Source organism: Nitrosospira sp. Is2 (assembly GCF_033095785.1).
GTDB lineage: Bacteria > Pseudomonadota > Gammaproteobacteria > Burkholderiales > Nitrosomonadaceae > Nitrosospira.
Map to the genome: position 1 here is coordinate 1436597 of NZ_CP137134.1, position 16932 is coordinate 1453528.

13 protein-coding genes are annotated in these 16932 nt (G+C 57.6%); 2 read left to right on the forward strand and 11 right to left on the reverse strand.

Going from position 1 to position 16932, the window contains the following annotated elements:
- Window positions 1-434 precede the first annotated feature (434 nt).
- Complete coding sequence (locus R5L00_RS06255) at window positions 435-1214, forward strand: calcium-binding protein (protein WP_317653786.1); 780 nt, start codon at window positions 435-437, stop codon at window positions 1212-1214.
- A 351-nt stretch (window positions 1215-1565) separates the two neighbouring features.
- Entirely contained in the window at window positions 1566-3257 is a 1692-nt protein-coding gene (locus R5L00_RS06260) for an HAD hydrolase-like protein (RefSeq protein WP_317653787.1), read from the forward strand.
- A 24-nt stretch (window positions 3258-3281) separates the two neighbouring features.
- On the opposite strand, the gene R5L00_RS06265 is transcribed toward R5L00_RS06260, so the two are convergent.
- From R5L00_RS06265 to hda, 11 genes are all read right to left on the reverse strand, one after another.
- Complete coding sequence (locus R5L00_RS06265; protein ID WP_317653788.1) at window positions 3282-4313, reverse strand: hypothetical protein; 1032 nt, start codon at window positions 4311-4313, stop codon at window positions 3282-3284.
- An 83-nt stretch (window positions 4314-4396) separates the two neighbouring features.
- Window positions 4397-5860, reverse strand: coding sequence for a 4-hydroxy-3-polyprenylbenzoate decarboxylase (gene ubiD / locus R5L00_RS06270; protein WP_317653789.1), 1464 nt, complete (start codon window positions 5858-5860; stop codon window positions 4397-4399).
- Between the two features lie 36 nt (window positions 5861-5896).
- Window positions 5897-6757, reverse strand: a complete 861-nt coding sequence (gene ubiA, locus R5L00_RS06275; RefSeq protein WP_317653790.1) for a 4-hydroxybenzoate octaprenyltransferase — start codon at window positions 6755-6757, stop codon at window positions 5897-5899.
- A complete protein-coding gene (locus R5L00_RS06280) occupies window positions 6757-7320 on the reverse strand; it encodes a chorismate--pyruvate lyase family protein (protein ID WP_411555594.1) in 564 nt (187 codons plus the stop codon). The genes ubiA and R5L00_RS06280 overlap by 1 nt, the downstream gene beginning before the upstream one ends.
- Window positions 7321-7523: 203 nt before the next feature.
- Window positions 7524-8288 carry a ligase-associated DNA damage response endonuclease PdeM gene (locus tag R5L00_RS06285; protein WP_317653791.1) on the reverse strand — a complete coding sequence of 255 codons (765 nt, stop codon included), beginning with the start codon at window positions 8286-8288 and terminating at the stop codon, window positions 7524-7526.
- Window positions 8289-8293: 5 nt separating this feature from the next.
- On the reverse strand, window positions 8294-11113 hold the full coding sequence (locus R5L00_RS06290) for a ligase-associated DNA damage response DEXH box helicase (RefSeq protein WP_317653792.1): 2820 nt from the start codon (window positions 11111-11113) through the stop codon (window positions 8294-8296).
- Between the two features lie 2 nt (window positions 11114-11115).
- Entirely contained in the window at window positions 11116-12780 is a 1665-nt protein-coding gene (locus R5L00_RS06295; RefSeq protein ID WP_317653793.1) for an ATP-dependent DNA ligase, read from the reverse strand.
- A complete protein-coding gene (locus tag R5L00_RS06300; protein WP_317653794.1) occupies window positions 12780-13958 on the reverse strand; it encodes a ligase-associated DNA damage response exonuclease in 1179 nt (392 codons plus the stop codon). The genes R5L00_RS06295 and R5L00_RS06300 overlap by 1 nt, the downstream gene beginning before the upstream one ends.
- Before the next feature lie 432 nt (window positions 13959-14390).
- Window positions 14391-15386 (reverse strand): iron ABC transporter permease, encoded by a 996-nt coding sequence (locus R5L00_RS06305; RefSeq protein WP_317653795.1) that lies wholly within the window; start codon window positions 15384-15386, stop codon window positions 14391-14393.
- A gap of 144 nt (window positions 15387-15530) precedes the next feature.
- The gene (locus R5L00_RS06310) at window positions 15531-16193 is read right to left on the reverse strand and encodes an HAD family hydrolase (RefSeq protein ID WP_107693556.1); all 663 of its coding nucleotides are present in this window, start codon (window positions 16191-16193) and stop codon (window positions 15531-15533) included.
- Window positions 16190-16867: a DnaA regulatory inactivator Hda gene (hda, locus tag R5L00_RS06315; RefSeq protein ID WP_317653796.1), complete on the reverse strand. Its 678-nt coding sequence runs from the start codon at window positions 16865-16867 to the stop codon at window positions 16190-16192. The genes R5L00_RS06310 and hda overlap by 4 nt, the downstream gene beginning before the upstream one ends.
- Window positions 16868-16932: the final 65 nt, after the last annotated feature.

Here is a 16932-nt window from a genome sequence, read left to right on the forward strand (position 1 = left end):
CTGGTCGGGCTGCGATCAGCAGCTCTGCGGGGTGTCACCGTGCTGACAGTTTGCTTGGCATGAGAAACTAAAGGTATCCGCCGCAACATCAAAACGGGGGCGGGCAAATCAAGCCCTCAGCCGACCTTGAGCCAGGGGTAAACCGAACTTTACCCTGCTGTTTTTGACGCGGGAGCTTTATTTTGTGAAATAAGGTAAGACCCTTTTTAGCCTGATGCTGAGCCACAGAGAGACAGATATCCTCTGTGGCTTCTTGCTGTTTAGCGTCTAAGTATCAGGCTATCGTATGCACAAGCTGATCTCCTGGCAGCCGTCACAATCGCATTTCTGTTCGGTTTCCCACTGATATTCCCGTTAGGCCGCGTCATCCTGTGCCTGTAAACGCTTGCAATTATCCAACTTGGGGTTCAACTTTCGATATTAAGGAGATGACCTTGGCTAATATTACAGGAACGAAATATAACGATAACAACACGTTTAACAACCCGTGGTGGCATTGGCGCTCTGATCTGGATGGCACCAACGGGAACGACACCATCAATGGGTTGGCGGGTAATGACATTCTCAACGGTAAAAACGGTAACGATCGGCTGAACGGCGGAAGCGGAAACGACAGGCTTAATGGGGATAACGGTAACGACCGGCTATTTGGCGAATCGGGCAACGACACGCTAAACGGGAATGCTGGAAATGATACCCTGCGCGGTGGAAACGGAAACGACCGGCTCAATGGAGGGACCGGCAATGACTCGCTGTCTGGTGAAGCGGGCAACGACATACTCAACGGAGATTCGGGGAACGATTCGCTAAGCGGCGGAACCGGTCACGACACCCTCAATGGTGGAAGCGGAAATGATCGGCTTAATGGCGGTCCCGGCAATGACATTTTGTCGGGTGGAAGCGGCCGGGACACGCTCACAGGCGGAACCGGAGCGGATACGTTCGATTTCAACTCAGTGGGCGAGAGCCCTCCCAATGGTCGCGACACGATTGTCGGCTTCAACCGGGGACAAGGCGACAGGATAGACCTGAAAGCAATCGATGCGGACAGAGGCTGGCCACTTGGCAATCAGGACTTCAAGCCAAGCCAGCTGATCTATGAGAAGGTCAATGGAAATGGCCTGTTGACAGTGAACGTATATGACGGTGATGACCTTCAAATAATTCTGACAGGGCATCCGCCGCTGAACGTTAATGAGGACATAATTGGATAACGGTTGCTGATTCTCTGCTGGCGCTAGGGCCTATCAGGCTTGGGGAAGCGCTGGCAGAGGGCTTCACCCATTTATATATGGATCTAATGACTTCGGTAGGCAGTTTTGATAAATTGAACTGTTTTCCAGGAGTCGCCAACGAATATATAAGCGCAAAGAGATATTTCCCGCAAACTGAAAGTGTTTCAAGAGATACAAGTCCTAAACGCCCCTTGGAGAAGACGTGTCAAGGCTTCTGACCCCCCAGACAACTCAATACGCTGCATACTCTCAGCGCCATCCAGGCACAGCACTCAAGGTCTCGACGGGTTATCCTAAAATTTCCCGGACTATTCGTTTCAAAGCAACCGCATGAGGTGCCGTAACGTCCTTGTCTTCGGTGGAGGATTTCAGGGCCTTGGCTTGATAAAAGCCCTCCGCAAGGTGGCGGGAATACGTATTCTGGTAGCGGACGCCAATGAGGAAAACGTCGCGCGATATTTTGCAGACGCTTTCTTCCCGGTGCCTTTTTCAAAGGAGAAGCAGGCATTCCTGGATTTTATTCTCCCTCTGTGCGCACGGGAGAGTGTGGAAGCCATCTTCGCCTCCACCGAACATGAAGTGGAGTTGCTGGCCCCTCACTACGATGATTTTGCCGCAAGCGGCGTTGTGGCTTACGTCTCCGGGTCTTCACTGCTGAAACTCGCATGGGACAAGCTTCTCTTTTATCGCTGGCTGGTCGAGGAAGGCTTGCCCTCATTGCCTTGCTACATCTCACCGTTGGATGATGACGCGATTTTTCCCCTGATTGGCAAGCCGCGGCGTGGTTGGGGAGCCCGCGGCCTGCATGTCCTTGTTGACCGCGAAGCTTTTTTGAAACTTACAATCGACCAGAACCAGGAATTCATATGGCAGCCTTGTCTGCATGAATTTGATGAATACTCCGTTGATTTCTCTATCAGCGTTGACGGCAACCTTTCTCCCCTTGCATTCCGGCGACGAATTCGCTCAAAAAATGGATTCGCGATCCTCTGTGAGCCTGGCGCCCCTGCCCATGTTCGCGAAACCGCCCAGCACGTTCTGGAGCGCACCGTCCCTTTAGGAGCGCGCGGGCCTATGAACCTGCAGATATTACGGACTGGCGATCGCTGCTGGGTATCCGACCTCAATTCACGTGCCGGCACATCCATGCCCTTGAGCCTTGCTATCGGTTTTAACCCTATTGCCTTTTTACTGGGGGGTGGGGCCGCGGCCCCGGCCGAGGCCGATGTGATCAACCGCTTTCCCGCTCCAGGTTCGCATGCAAGGACGCTGCGCTATCTGGAGGAACGCAACATCCCGGATTTAAAGCTGGACGAGGTGCGGGGAGTCGTGTTTGAGCTGGACGATACACTGCTTGATCAGAAAGCCTGGATGATCCGCAAACTGGAGCTGACCTGGCATGAGGAAAAAATTGTCCTGCCCGCGCGCGCAGCATTTCTTTCCACGGCTCTGCAGATCATCGAGGAAGGCAATCACGCATGCCTCTTCGATGCGCTGTGCTTGCAATTGGGATTGGGTGATGCCATCCGCGTCCGCATGATCGAAACCTACAATCAAACGCAGCCGAAAGATTGTCCGCTCTACGGTGACGTACAGGCGACCTTGCGTCAACTTCGCCGTTTAGGCTACCGCATTGGAATTTTGACTGACAATCCACCCGCGTCACAACGGCAGAAGCTGGATATTTGCGGCCTGCTGCCGCTGACGGATTCCGGCGTGTTGACTGCGGAGCTGGGAACAAAGAAACCCGATCCCAAGGTTTTTGAGGAATGCGCCCGCTTGCTCGATTTGGCGCCTGAGCAGCTTGTCATGGTGGGCAATAACGTATTCAGGGACGTGCAAGGTTCCTGCAATGCAGGCTATCGGCATGCCTTTCATATACAAAGAGAGGGTGCGCTTTTTAGCTCCCATCTCGGGTTAGCGCGGAAGGTGGGAAACCTCCCGTCTGCATGCACGTCAATTACCAGCTTGAATGAGCTGTTCTGGTATCTGACCGGCTGTGAAGCCGTGCCACAGCGATAATAACCGACGGCAGAATCGGATGGGTCACATTGTAATAGAAGCGAATGGAACAATTGACCCTTCAAAGTTAAATCCTTCATCCCGCCAAAATTTCAAATCTGTATCAGTCGTTGCGCCGCACTTTGGACAGATGATCACTGCGTAATCTAATGTCCGATTCTTCAATCGAAGTTCAAGATGATTAGCTGTCAACTCCAAACGTCCCTTTCTTGGACCGTTGGACTGTCGTTTTGCGAAGGCGTATCCACACTCACAGTTTAGGTAGTGCTTGGGCCTCCTTTCCGGAGTAAATTCGCACAGCCGAAGGAATTCGTTGAGAAATGAAATTAACTCACTTTTGATTTGGATTATATAGCCAAGCGCATCCCTAGGTTGTCCAGCTATTTCGATTGAAGGTCTATGGAAATCAGATATACCTTTGATTGGACCCATTCCAATCCGTTCCGTTGTCAGCCAGAAGTTTCTGTATTCCTTTAGACTCGAGTAATGGGCGTATTCATCCCGCAACGAGATGAGATCGTCGATCCATTGCGCCTTCGCGTTTTGAATTAGCGCGATCATTTCTACTTTCCGAGTGACACGCCCACTGTTCTTAATGGATCTAATAAGTCGAGTCCCCTTATCCGAGAACTGTGGGATATGTTCGTAAAACCTATATGAATATAGCGGTGCTAACTTATCGAGAACTGCTTTGCTTAGGAGTAAAAAGGACTTAAAGAAGGTGGAAAGGTCAATTGCGTGGAGTTCGACCACCACACCATTCGGTATGCCCCGTGGGGAATTATTTATCTGTGAAAGATAGCTCGGCAATTCAGGTGTTCCATTTGCTACTATGTAATCATGTGCTGACTGAAATTGCCGTACAACAAAGACCATCTCGACAAAAGCTTCCAGCAACACATTCTGCAGTTCACGCTCCTTATCATAGAGAAAAGTTGATCCGGCCGTTATAGCGGCCAAATCTTCGAGGATGGCGCCATTCGCCGCGCCAAGCAGCACGATCCGGTCATTAGTGCTAACCCCGCAACTACTCTCTGAATCAATTGGCGTGCTCATAACTCAGACAATGGAAAAGTGCGAGTCGAATTTCGGGAAATCGTTGCGCGAGATCGCGACTCTGCTGCCGAACCCACGGTCTATCACAACCCCAACTCCTTCCAAACCTCATCCACTCGAGCCTTCACCGCCTTATCCATCGTAATCGGCTTTCCCCATTCCCGATTCGTTTCCCCCGGCCATTTGTTGGTGGCGTCCAGCCCCATCTTCCCGCCGAGGCCGGAAACCGGGCTTGCGAAATCGAGATAATCGATGGGGGTATTCTCGACAATCAGCGTATCCCTTGCCGGATCGACACGGGTGGTAATGGCCCAGATGACTTCCTTCCAGTCCCGTATATTTACGTCATCGTCGGTGACAATAATGAATTTGGTGTACATGAATTGCCGCAGGAAACTCCACACGCCAAACATGACGCGCTTGGCATGTCCTGCGTACTGCTTTTTCATGCTTACCACGGCCATGCGGTAGGAGCAGCCTTCGGGCGGCAGGTAGAAATCGACGATTTCGCTGAACTGTTTTTGCAGCAGGGGCACGAACACTTCGTTGAGCGCCACGCCCAGTATTGCCGGTTCATCCGGCGGCTTGCCGGTATAAGTGGAGTGGTAGATGGGGTCACGCCGCATGGTGATGCGCTCGACGGTGAATACGGGAAAAGTCTCCTGCTCGTTGTAATACCCGGTGTGGTCACCGTATGGGCCTTCCAGCGCTGTCTCGCCTGGTTGGATATATCCTTCCAGCACGATTTCAGCGCTGGCGGGAACCTGCAAACCGTGGCTCAGACATTTGACGATTTCGGTTTTCGCGCCCCGCAGCAGTCCCGCGAACTGGTATTCGCTCAAGGTATCCGGCACCGGCGTGACCGCGCCAAGTATGGTGGCCGGGTCCGCCCCCAGCGCCACCGCGATGGGATACGGTTGGCCCGGACTGGCGAGACAAAAGTCGCGAAAGTCGAGCGCCCCGCCACGGTGGGCCAGCCAGCGCATGATCAGCTTGTTCGGCCCGATCACCTGCTGACGGTAAATGCCCAGGTTCTGCCGGATTTTGTGCGGCCCCTTGGTGACAGTCAATCCCCAAGTGATCAGGGGGCCAACATCCCCTGGCCAGCAGGTCTGGATGGGCAGCCTGCCGAGGTCCACGTCCTTGCCTTCCCATACGATGTCCTGGCACGGAGCTTTCGAAAGCTCCTTGGGCGCCATGTTGAGTACCTGCTTCAGCACCGGGAATTTTTCCCATGCATCCATCAAGCCCTTGGGCGGCTCAGGCTCTTTCAGATAAGCAAGAAGCTTCCCCACTTCCCGCAGCGCTTCGACGGATTCCTGCCCCATGCCCATCGCTACGCGGCGCGGCGTGCCGAACAGGTTTCCCAGCACGGGAATGGTGTGCCCCTTGGGTTTTTCGAACAAAATTGCGGGACCGCCGGCTTTCAACACCCGGTCGCAGATTTCCGTCATCTCCAGATGAGGATCGATCTCAGCCGTGACGCGCTTGAGTTCGCCCTGATGTTCCAGCTGGGCGATGAAATCGCGCAGGTCCTTGTATTTCATGAGAGGGACGCCCGTGTGGTTGCGGCTATGAGGTACTCAAGCAAGATAATCAAGCGCAATCCCGGCGAACATCGTTGCGCCCACCCAGTTGTTGTGCAGGAATGCCTTGAAACAGCGCGTCCGGTCGCGGTCGTGGATCAGGCGATATTGATACAGTATCAGCCCCAGCGCTACGGACAACCCGATGTAATAAACCATGCCGAGTTTCTGAACCAGTCCTACCACGACCATCGCACCCAAAAAAGCGGCGTGGCAGGCCATGACGCCCGCCACATCGAAGCGGCCGAAAGTAATGGCCGAGGTCTTGATGCCGATCTTGAGATCATCCACCTTATCCACCATGGCGTATTCCGTATCGTAAGCGATCACCCAAAGCATGTTCGCTCCCATAAGGAACCACGCCATGAACGGCACTTCACCCGTTTGCGCAGCGAAGGCCATTGGAATGCCAAAGCTGAACGCGATGCCGAGGTATGCCTGGGGCATGGCAAAGAAGCGCTTGGTGAAGGGATAGCTGGCAGCAAGAAATAACGCGACAAACGAGAGCTCAATGGTAAGCCGGTTCAGCGGGAGGATCAGTATGAATGCGCACAGGCTTAAGCCCCCCGCCAGCAGCAGCGCTTCCTTGGTACTCACCATGCGCGTGGCGAGAGGCCGGTTCTTGGTGCGTTCTACATGGCCATCGAAATCGCGATCGGCGTAATCGTTCACTACGCAACCGGCAGAGCGCATCAGTACCGTGCCCATGACGAATATGGCCAGCACCATCATGCTGGGAACCCCGCCTGCGGCAAGCCATAAACCCCACAGCGTTGGCCACAGCAAAAGGAGTATGCCGATGGGCTTATCCAGCCGCATCAGTTTTTCGTAATGGCCGAGGCGTTGCGCGAGCGTCACTATGCCAGCTCCAGTATGGAAGGAAGAAACACTTCCGTCACCAGGATGGATTGACCGCGCAAACTGAACAGCGAACGACGCGCCCACAGGCCGCGTGGCTTTACCTTCAATTTCTGGCAGGCGCGTTGGAAGAGGGGGTGAGCGGGATTCAACTTTTTAAATCTGAGCGGCGTGCGCCTGATGATGGGGTTAGTGAACAATACCGTTCCCAGCGAACGGTTGCCGAGCCCGCTCAAGCCGCGCCATGCGCCCCGGAGGTCTTTCCGCGCCACGACGGAATGCGCGAATACGACGGGGGTGTTGCCGCAATATAAATATACTTCCCGCACCAATGCCAGTTCGTTGCGGCGCAGCTTCATCACCGCAAGCTCATCCCCGCACGCCTTGTCGAGAGACTGGAACATCTGCTTCACGCGAAAATCGCCGCATCGCTGCTGGATGAGCTGAGTAAGCGAGCCGCGATTCTGCAACCAGCCGCGCGCCCGTGGAGAGACCGCAGACGGCGCGGGATACCACGCGGATGACCGGACAGGACTCATCGCAAGCAACTGAAAAGGGTGCATTATGCCGCATAATCAAGCGCGGCTGAATGCTTTATCCCTTCATCCCTTTTATCCCTACTGGGCAGACGTTCCGTAATCCCGTTCACTTACCCTGCAAGCGCTGAGATGAACGGTTATCGACATAGTTTAGGCCCATGTTATTGGCAATCCAAGCGGCATGAAGTGATCTACTGCCTGCTTGTCTCTTTCGGGGACGATCACACTTATACCAGCCAGACTGCATCGGGTGCAACGATCCCCGCCTTGGCCCCATTCCGCCGCAACAAATCCAGATCGAGCATGAGGTGGCCCGCCAGGCTGCCGAACGCCGGGAGCACAAGCTGACCCACCTGCCAGACGAAGCACGGCAGGCACGCACTGTCGAGGTTTTTTCCCCTGAGGCGTACCGCTGGATGCAAGTGTCCTGCCAAGAAAAACGCTTCGAGCGCATCTGTCGATACCTGGGCGGACAGCATATCCTTAGTGCCATTGTTGGCTGGCGGAGGCAAGCCCGGCACCTGCAACGGAGGCTCGTGGCAGGCATACAGGCCGGGGGCCAGCGGAAAAGGTTCTTCGACTATCTCGATTCCAAGACTTGCCGGGAGATCGCTCCTGCTTATTGCACGATCGTGATTGCCACGCACCAGCATCACCTGCAGCTGCCCGTGTTGGCTGCGCCATTGGTGAAGGGTGCTGGAAAGCATGGGGTTAAGGCCTCGCCGGCTATGCCAGAAATCGCCCAACACTATCAGTCGTTTTGCTTGCAGCTGCGCCACCAGCGCGGCAAGACGCTGCAGATCCCGGGAGCTGCCACCGCGTGGCAAGGGTTGACCCAGTGCTCGAAAAGTTGCGCCTTTGCCCAGATGAACGTCGGCCACCAGCAACGTTTTTTCCGAGGCCCACCAGAGTGCCCGCTGCGGCAGCAACTGGAACGTATAGCCAGCACAGCGGATCGAGGGATTGGCAATCAACTCAGGATCGGGGATCACACTACTCAGATGTGCCGCCGGTGCCGGGCAAGTGATCTTCGTGCAGCAGACGCGCTACCGGATGGGTAGCCCGCGCCGGAAGAGTCGTCCTTTTCCTGTTTCAAGCGGGGATTGGCATGGCTATTCAATTCCAACGTCTGCAAAACGGTTTCGCGGGTACTTGCAGGGACAGTTCCATTGCCTTGCTTGCGGCCGTGGGTATCTGGAGCCTCCGGTCCGGCGCTTGCTTCGAGTTCCTCCACCATGCGCGCAATGCGCGCAGCAAGTGGCTCATTGCTGAGTTTTTCACGGAACCGTTCCGCCATGAGCGGAAAACCCAGCGGGGTCGGCTTTTTGACGGCCACTACGTGCAGCGTTTGCCCATTCATGCGCTCAAGCGATCTGGCCAAGCGGTCGATATCCAGCTCCTGTTGCAGCAGCTCCGATTTCGCCTGCTGGAGAAGGCGGTTGCCGGGATCGTAGTTTTGGAACACGTCGTAGTATAGCGACGCGGATGCCTGCAATTGCCGGTTGCTCCGCCGCTCGCCGGGGTGGCTTTGAAAGATCAGCCCGGAAATGCGCGCGATTTCGCGAAAGCGCCGCCGGGCCAGCTCGGTCGCATTGAGGCTGGCCAGCACTTCCGCGAGGAGTTGCGGCCGGTGTTGCGGCTGGAAGGAAGCGGGAGCCATCTCATCCGGCAGGGCCAGCATACGCGGTAACAGTGCCGGCCAGTCCATCGGCTTGGTGGACAACAGCTCGAATCCATAGTCGTTGAGCGCAATCGAAAACGTGTTGGCCTGGGCCTGTGCGGCACGCCATGCCATAAGTCCAGCCAATCCTAAATGCACCTGCCGCCCCGCGAACGGATAAAGAAACAAGTGCCAGCCTTCCCGGCTTTTAAGCGTTTCGGCCAGCAGCAATTGCGGCGTAGGAAGGCGCGACCACTTTTTTTGCAGTGCCAGCAAGGGTTGCACGCAGCGCATCTCGGGGCTGCCATACTGGTCTCGCTCGGCAGCGTCCAGTTCGCTTAGCATGGTGTCGGCAAGGGTGCTGGACAATGGCATGCGTCCGCGATTCCAGCGGGGCAGCGCTGCGCTGCCTGCCTTCGCCAACCTGACATAGGCTGTCATCTGGTAGATGCGTACCAACTGAAGGAGCCGGCCGGCAAACATGAATACGTCCCCTGGCCGCAGTCTTGCCCCAAAGCTTTCTTCCACAGTGCCTAGGCGGCCGCCGCTCACGAATTGCACCACCAGCGCCGCGTCACTCACAATGGTGCCGATATTGCTGCGGTGGCGCCGCGCCAGCCGCGAATCACCGACACGCCAGATCCCATCCACATCGGGCGCGGCACGCTGGAAATCCGGATAGGCAACCAGCGAAGGACCGCCCTGACGTACGAAGTCCAACGCCCATTGCCAGTTATCCGGCGACAACCCCGCATAGGCGAAGGTGCGGCGGACTTCGGCATACAACGCGTCCGGCTGAAATCCGCCACCCAGCGCCACCGTCACCAGATGCTGCACCAGCACATCCAGCGGTTGATGCGGACTGTGGCGATCTTCGATCTGGCCGGTTTGAATGGCCTTGCGCACTGCCGCCGCCTCGATTATTTCCAGACTGTGGGTAGGCACCAGCGTAATGAGGGAAGGCCTTCCCGGCGCATGTCCGGACCGCCCGGCACGCTGCAGCATCCTCGCCACGCCCTTGGCCGAGCCGATTTGCAACACGCGCTCCACGGGTAGGAAGTCGACGCCTAGATCGAGGCTGGAAGTGCAAACGACAGCGCGCAAGGTGCCATTCTTCAGTCCCAGTTCCACCCAGTTCCGCACGGATAAGTCGAGCGACCCATGGTGCAGCGCGATCTCGCCCGCCCAGCCGGGGTTATGCTCCAGCAGCGCCTGATACCAGCGCTCCGCCTGCGAGCGTGTGTTGGTGAATACCAGGGTTGAACCGCTTTGCGCGATCTCCTTTCCCACGCGGGGAAGCATGGACAGACCCATGTGCCCGGCCCAGGCAAAGCGCTCGACGCGCTCGGGCAGGAGCGTATCGACCACCAGTTTCTTGGCGATACGGCCTTTTATCAACAGCGGCAGTAATGGCGCGGGCGGCGGCCTGCCGGATTGCTTGACGGGGGCGGCAGGCGCAGGCAGGGGCAGCAGCGTGCTCAGCGCCCGTTCCAGGTTAGCCAGCGTTGCCGACATCCCCCATACCATGAGCTGCGGATTCCAGCCCGATAGCCGGGCCAGGGCGAGCTGCACCTGCACGCCGCGCTTGTTGCCCAGCATTTCGTGCCACTCGTCCACCACCACCAGCTGCACCGTTGCAAGGGTGTCAGGCGCATCGGCGCGAGCCAGCAGAAGGGACAGGCTTTCGGGCGTGGTGACCAGAAGGGTGGGCAGGCGGCGGTTTTGAGCGGCACGCTCCCCGCTTGGCGTATCGCCGGTGCGTAATCCGGATGTCCAGTGCGGAGCGAAATCTGGCAGCGGCTCACGCAGGGCGCGCAGCGTATCGGCTGCCAGTGCTCGCATGGGAGTCAGCCAGAGCACGGTCAATAAAGGGGCTATATTTCCTTTTCCAGAAGCGTCATGGGAATCTGCGGCATCCCGCGAACCGGTTTGCTTCTCCTTTCCCCGATCGAGCGGCACGAATCGCTCCAATGCGCCCAGCCAGACAGCAAGCGTCTTGCCCGCCCCCGTGGTGACATGCAGGAGCCCTGAGCGGCCCTGTGACATCGCCTTCCAAACCTTGCGCTGAAATGGAAAAGGTTGCCAGTTGCGCAGCCCCAGCCATCGCTCCGCACGCGCATCGCCTGTGTCCATCGCTTCATGTCTATGGCGCGGCATGTTCAGGCCCCCTCCGGGAGCAGCGCCGCCAGCGTCTGTAGCGTATCCGCCTCGGCGACTGGCTTGTCCTGGCGCCAGCGCAGCATTCGCGGAAAGCGCACCGCGATGCCGCTTTTATGGCGGTTGCTGCGGGAAATTCCCTCGAAGCCGAGCTCGAATAGCAGTGTCGGCTCCACGCTGCGTACCGGACCAAAGCTTTCGCGCGTGGTTTTGCGAATAATCGAATCAACCTGCGCCATCTCCGCGTCCGTGAGACCCGAATAGGCCTTGGCAAACGGCACCAGAACGCGCATCGGATTTTCAGGCGGATCGCTCCATACGGCGAAAGTATAGTCGCTGTACAGGCTGGCGCGCCGACCATGGCCTCGCTGCGCATAAACCAGCACGGCATCCACGCTCATCGCATCAATCTTCCATTTCCACCATCTGCCGACATCCTTGGTGCGTCCCACGCCATACCCGGCATTGCGCTGCTTGAGCATGAATCCTTCCGTGCCCTGACTACGCGCGCCTTCCCGTAGGATAGCCAACTCCTCCCATGTGCTGCCCTGAACAACGGGACTCAAGCGTAATGGTAATCCCGATGCCTCGGGCGCATGCTTTTCCAGCAGCGCCTCAAGGCGCGCGCGGCGCACGTATTGCGGCTGCCTGCGCAGATCTTCCCCCTCCTCTTCCAACAGGTCGTATGCCAGGAGGACCACCGGCTGCTCCCGCAGAATCCTGCTGCCCAGGATCTTGCGCCCGAGGCGCTTTTGCAGTTCATTGAAAGGTTGCACTCTTCCATCGCGCCATACGACGATCTCTCCATCAAGCACCGTCCCGTCGGGCAGGGAAAGGCCCGCCTGCACCAGTTCGGGAAATTGCTCGCTGACAAGTTCTTCCCCGCGCGACCATATCCAGGACTGCCCGCCGCGCTTGACCAGTTGCGCGCGGATGCCATCCCACTTCCACTCCACCAGCCAGTCGGCAGGGGAACCGAGCAGTTCGTCAAAATGTGCGGGTGGATGGTTGAAGGGATGCGCAAGAAAGAAGGGATAGGGGTGGCCGGCGAGTTGCGGGCCTTGTTCCTGGGCATCTTCGGGGCGGAGCAGCGCCAGGAAACCGGCAGCGTCCGGTTGCGAACCGATCTGCGTATAGCCCATCAGCCGCTGCGCCATACGCTTGGCATCGACGCTGCTGACCGCCGCCAATGCCTGCGTGACCTGGAGCCTGGAGACACCGACACGCAAACTGCCGGTGATCAGCTTGAAATACACCAGGCGATCCGCCGCGGCAATGGTTCGCCATTGCGCGAGCAGACGCGCGCGCAGTTCTTCTTCTGGCAATCCGCGCAGGGGTAGCAGGTGTACGGACAGCCATTCGGCCAGGCTGAGCTCCTGCGTGTCCACTGGGTCGGGCAACAACAGGGCGATGGTCTCGGCCAAGTCGCCAACGGCTTCGTAGCTTTCCACGAACAGCCATTCCGGCAGCGCGGCAACCTCTTGCGCCAGTGCTTTGAGAAGCCTGTTCGGCACCATCTGGCGGGGCTTGCCCCCGGCAAGGAAGAATACCGCCCAAGCCGCGTCCGACGGGGCGGCGCTCCGAAAATAGCTCTGCAGCGCTGCCTGTTTCGCCAGGCTTGAAGTCGAACTGTCAAGCTCGCGATACAGTGCGGAAAAAGCTTTCATCAGCTTTCCAACGGTCGCGGGCGCCGCGCTGCCGATAAGGTCGGGCTAAAACCGGAAGCGCCTGGATTATCCGATTCCCCAGCCCCATCCCTATCACTGCCGACGGAAAACGCCGCATCGCCGGTATGATTTGAATCCCGCATTCCGGGCATCGGAATGGCTTCCCCATCGGCGGAATCGGCCTCCTCTTCGCCGCCGTATTCCGTGGCAAAGGCTTGCGCGTCGAGGCCCTGCTCGCGCAGGTAGCGGACCATGATGGCGATGCTGCCATGCGTCACGAAGACTTGCCCGGCCTGGGTGCAGCCGATGGCGCGATGCAGGGCTGGCCAGTCGGCGTGGTCACTCATGACAAAGCCGCGATCCACACCGCGCCGGCGGCGCGCACCCCGCAGCTGCATCCAGCCGCTGGCAAACGCATCAGAATAGTCGCCAAAGCGCCTGAGCCAGGGCGTTCCCGCGGCCGAAGGCGGCGCCAGCACCAGCGCCTGGGAAAGCGCCGATTTGTTCATTGCCTCGTCCGTCACGCGAAATGTGGCGGGCAACGGCACGCCGATGGCACGGTAAACGGCATTGAGCGGTTCCACCGCGCCATGGCAGACGATAGGACCGATAGTGCTATCCACCCCGCGCAAAATGCGTTGCGCCTTGCCAAATGCGTAGCAGAAAAGGATCGAAGCACGGCCTGACGCCGCATTCCGCTGCCACCAGTTGTTGATATCGGCGAAGAGATCGGCTTGATGCGGCCAGCGGTAGACGGGAAGCCCGAATGTCGATTCGGTGATGAAGGTATCGCAGCGCACCGGTTCGAAAGGCCGGCAAGTTCCATCGTCTGCCAGCTTGTAATCGCCCGAAGCGACCCATACCCTTCCCTTGCATTCCAGCCTGACCTGTGCCGAACCCAGCACATGCCCGGCGGGATGCAGGCTGATGCGAACGCCCCTGTGTTCCAGCGCTTCGCCATACTCCAGCGTTTGCAGGCTGATATCAGCACCGAGACGGATGTGCAGCAACTCCGCATTGTCGCGATGCGCCAAATAATGTGCATTTCCCGGCCGCGCATGGTCACTGTGCGCATGCGTGATTACAGCACGATCAACCGGGCGCCAGGGATCGATGAAAAATTCGCCCTGGGGGCAGTACAAGCCCTCAGGACGGATTACGATTAGGGGAAGTGTCATCCAAAAGTTGGAGAGGCTTCATCGAAACAAAAATTTTCATAATTTCAATAAACCTGGGCGGCGAAAAGTGGATATTGCTTCCCACGATTAGTTAGATGGGTCGTAGGGCTATTTTTTCAAGGCCTCTTAATGAGAAGCTGAGAAGCGGCCCGGCCGGCACGATCGCTGCACCGAGGAACACGAACGCGACCTGAAATAGACAAGCAGATCTTGCAGGCGGTAGCAAAAAAAGTGAAGGATGCCTAACGACGCGAGCTGGCAGCCCTGGATACAGGAGCGTTTCAAAATCAGTACGCAGCTGATCAGGCCGCCCGGCCCTGCTGCACGTTGAGGAGGTGCACCGGGCTTAAAACATGACGAGTTGTTTTGCGTTTGGCTCGTGCCCAAAATTTGTCGCATATGATGTCGTGATTCAGGGAGTTTTTCGGGCAATCAGGGCTTTCGCGACAGCAGCAGCAACAACATGGGCACGCCCAGCAGCGCGGTCAATACTCCGACAGGCAGCTGCTGCGGCGCCCACAATGTGCGGGCAAGGGTGTCGGCCAGGGTAAGGAAGCTGCCCCCCAACAGTATCGATAAAGGCAACAGCCAGCGGAAATCGTTCACCCCCAGCAGGCGGACGGCATGCGGCACGATGAGCCCCACAAACCCGATGGCGCCCGCCAGCATCAGCGCTGCCACCGTCGCGACCGACGCACAGAAATAGATTCCCACCTGCAACGGCAGCACGGCCACCCCCAGCGTCTGCGCCTTCATCTGGCCGAGGCTCAGGACGTTCAGACTGCCGGAAAAGAGCATGCTCACGGCCGTTACAATGCACAGCGTAATCCAGGCGGGAAGCACTTCCTCGGCCCGGGAGACGTCTCCCATCAGCCAGAACAGCATGCCCTTCACATCGCTTGCCGGCGCGAGGGTAAGGATCAAAGTCGTCAGCGCGCCACAGCCGGCGGACAATACCACGCCTGTCAGCAGGAGCCGGTACAGGTTCCAGCCCCCCGCGCGAAAGCTCAAGCCGAACACGATCGCTATCGCTGCCAAAGCGCCCGCGAGCGAGGAGAGATTGATCAGCACCAGGCCCCAACCCAGCAACATTCCAAGGAGGGCGCCTACCGCCGCCCCGCCGGATACGCCAAGAATATAAGGATCGGCAAGCGGATTGCGCAGCAGAACCTGCAACAACACGCCTGCCAGGGCCAATAGGCCGCCGCACGCAAATGCAGCCAATACGCGCGGCAGGCGGAGTTGCCAGATGATCTGATGCGCAACATTATCTTTCCCGTCGCTGGACGAGAGCAAAGCTTGGGCAACAGCGTCGGCAGGTATGTGCACGCTGCCGAATAACAGTCCCCCAAACGCACTGGCCGCCCCGACAAGCAGGAAAATGACCAGAAGCTTCTGTCCTCTGCCTGCGCTCCTCTCAATCATCATCGCGAAGCGTTCGACTCCACCCCAAATTTTTTGCCCGTCCTGGAGCCGGGGATGCGGCGGCAGCGGACGGGGGCGAAGCGGATATGGGGAATATGCGGCTCGGGTCGCAGGCCGGCATGGGCATGGCGGAAAATACGCGGAAAATTATCGAAGGCTGATGATGGGCCAGCCGTTTCTTTCCGCATGGGCTTTGAGTGTCGCGTCCGGGTCCACGGCCACCGGGTGGGTGACCTTATTGAGCAAGGGAAGGTCATTCAGGGAATCGCTATAAAACCAGCTTTCCAGAAACGATAACCAGGTCAGATTGTGCTCATCCAGCCAGCTTTCCAGGCGCGCGATCTTGCCCTCCCTGAAACAGGGCAAACCTGAAACCCGTCCTGTGAATTCGCCATCCTTCTGTTCCGGCTCGGTGGCGATGAGATGGGAAACTTTCAGCGCCCGAGCGATAGGTCCCGTGACGAAGCTGTTCGTAGCGGTAATGATGACGCACAGGTCTCCGCCGAGCATATGCTCTTCTATCAGTTTGCGAGCAGCGGGGGTGATGATCGGCAGAATCCTGTTCTGCATGAACTCACTGTGCCAGGCATCGAGCTGGCTTCTGGGGTGGCGCGATAACGGTTTCAGCTGGAAGTCGAGAAACTCGTGTATATCCAGCGTGCCGGCTTTGTATTGTTCGTAGAACTCCACATTGCGAGCCTCGTAGACTTCGCGGTCGAGCACGCGCTGCTCGATGAGGAATTGCGCCCACTGAAAGTCGCTGTCACCTGCCAATAAGGTATTGTCGAGATCGAACAGAGCCAGATTCATGATGCGGCCTGCAATAGTTCACGCACCAGCGGAACGGTAATTTTGCGGCGGTTGGCTAAAGCGTAATTGTCCAGCGCGTCAACAGTGGCAATCAACGTGGGCAAGTCGCGGCGCTCATGGCGGAGCAGGTAATCGCCCACCTCTTGCGGCAAGTCCAGGCCGCGGCTGGCTGCATGGCTTTTCATGGCTTTAATTTTTTCCTCGTCAGTCAGTTCATGAACCTGGTATACCAGACCCCATCCCAGCCGCGTGACAAGATCGTCCCTCAACTTCAGCTGTGCTGGAGCAACGGGCCCTGTTACCAGCAGGCAGGCGTGACCCTCGTCACGAATGCGATTATAAAGATTAAACAAGTGGATCTGGGCTTCGGCACCAAGACGATCCGAATCATCCACCAGTACGCAGTCAGCTTCGCCATCGGCGGCAAACCGCGTATTTTCATCGCAAGCGTAATAGGTGGCTTTCATCCGGGTATGCTTATATGCTCCAGCCAGCCCCTGCAGCAAGTGGCTCTTTCCGCAACCGCGGTTGCCCCATAAATAAAAGAAACGCTCCTTCTCCCTACCCATCAGAATGTTCTCCAGGGTCTGCAATAGTTCGGCGTTGCGGCCGGGCACGAAATTAGCCAGCGTCGGAAGGGGCGGGGGAGCGATATCCAGCAGGAGTTGTTTCACGAAAGATCAAAAAATGGGCCATATATTGATAGCGCATGGCGCACACATCCATTTGCGGTAAAATT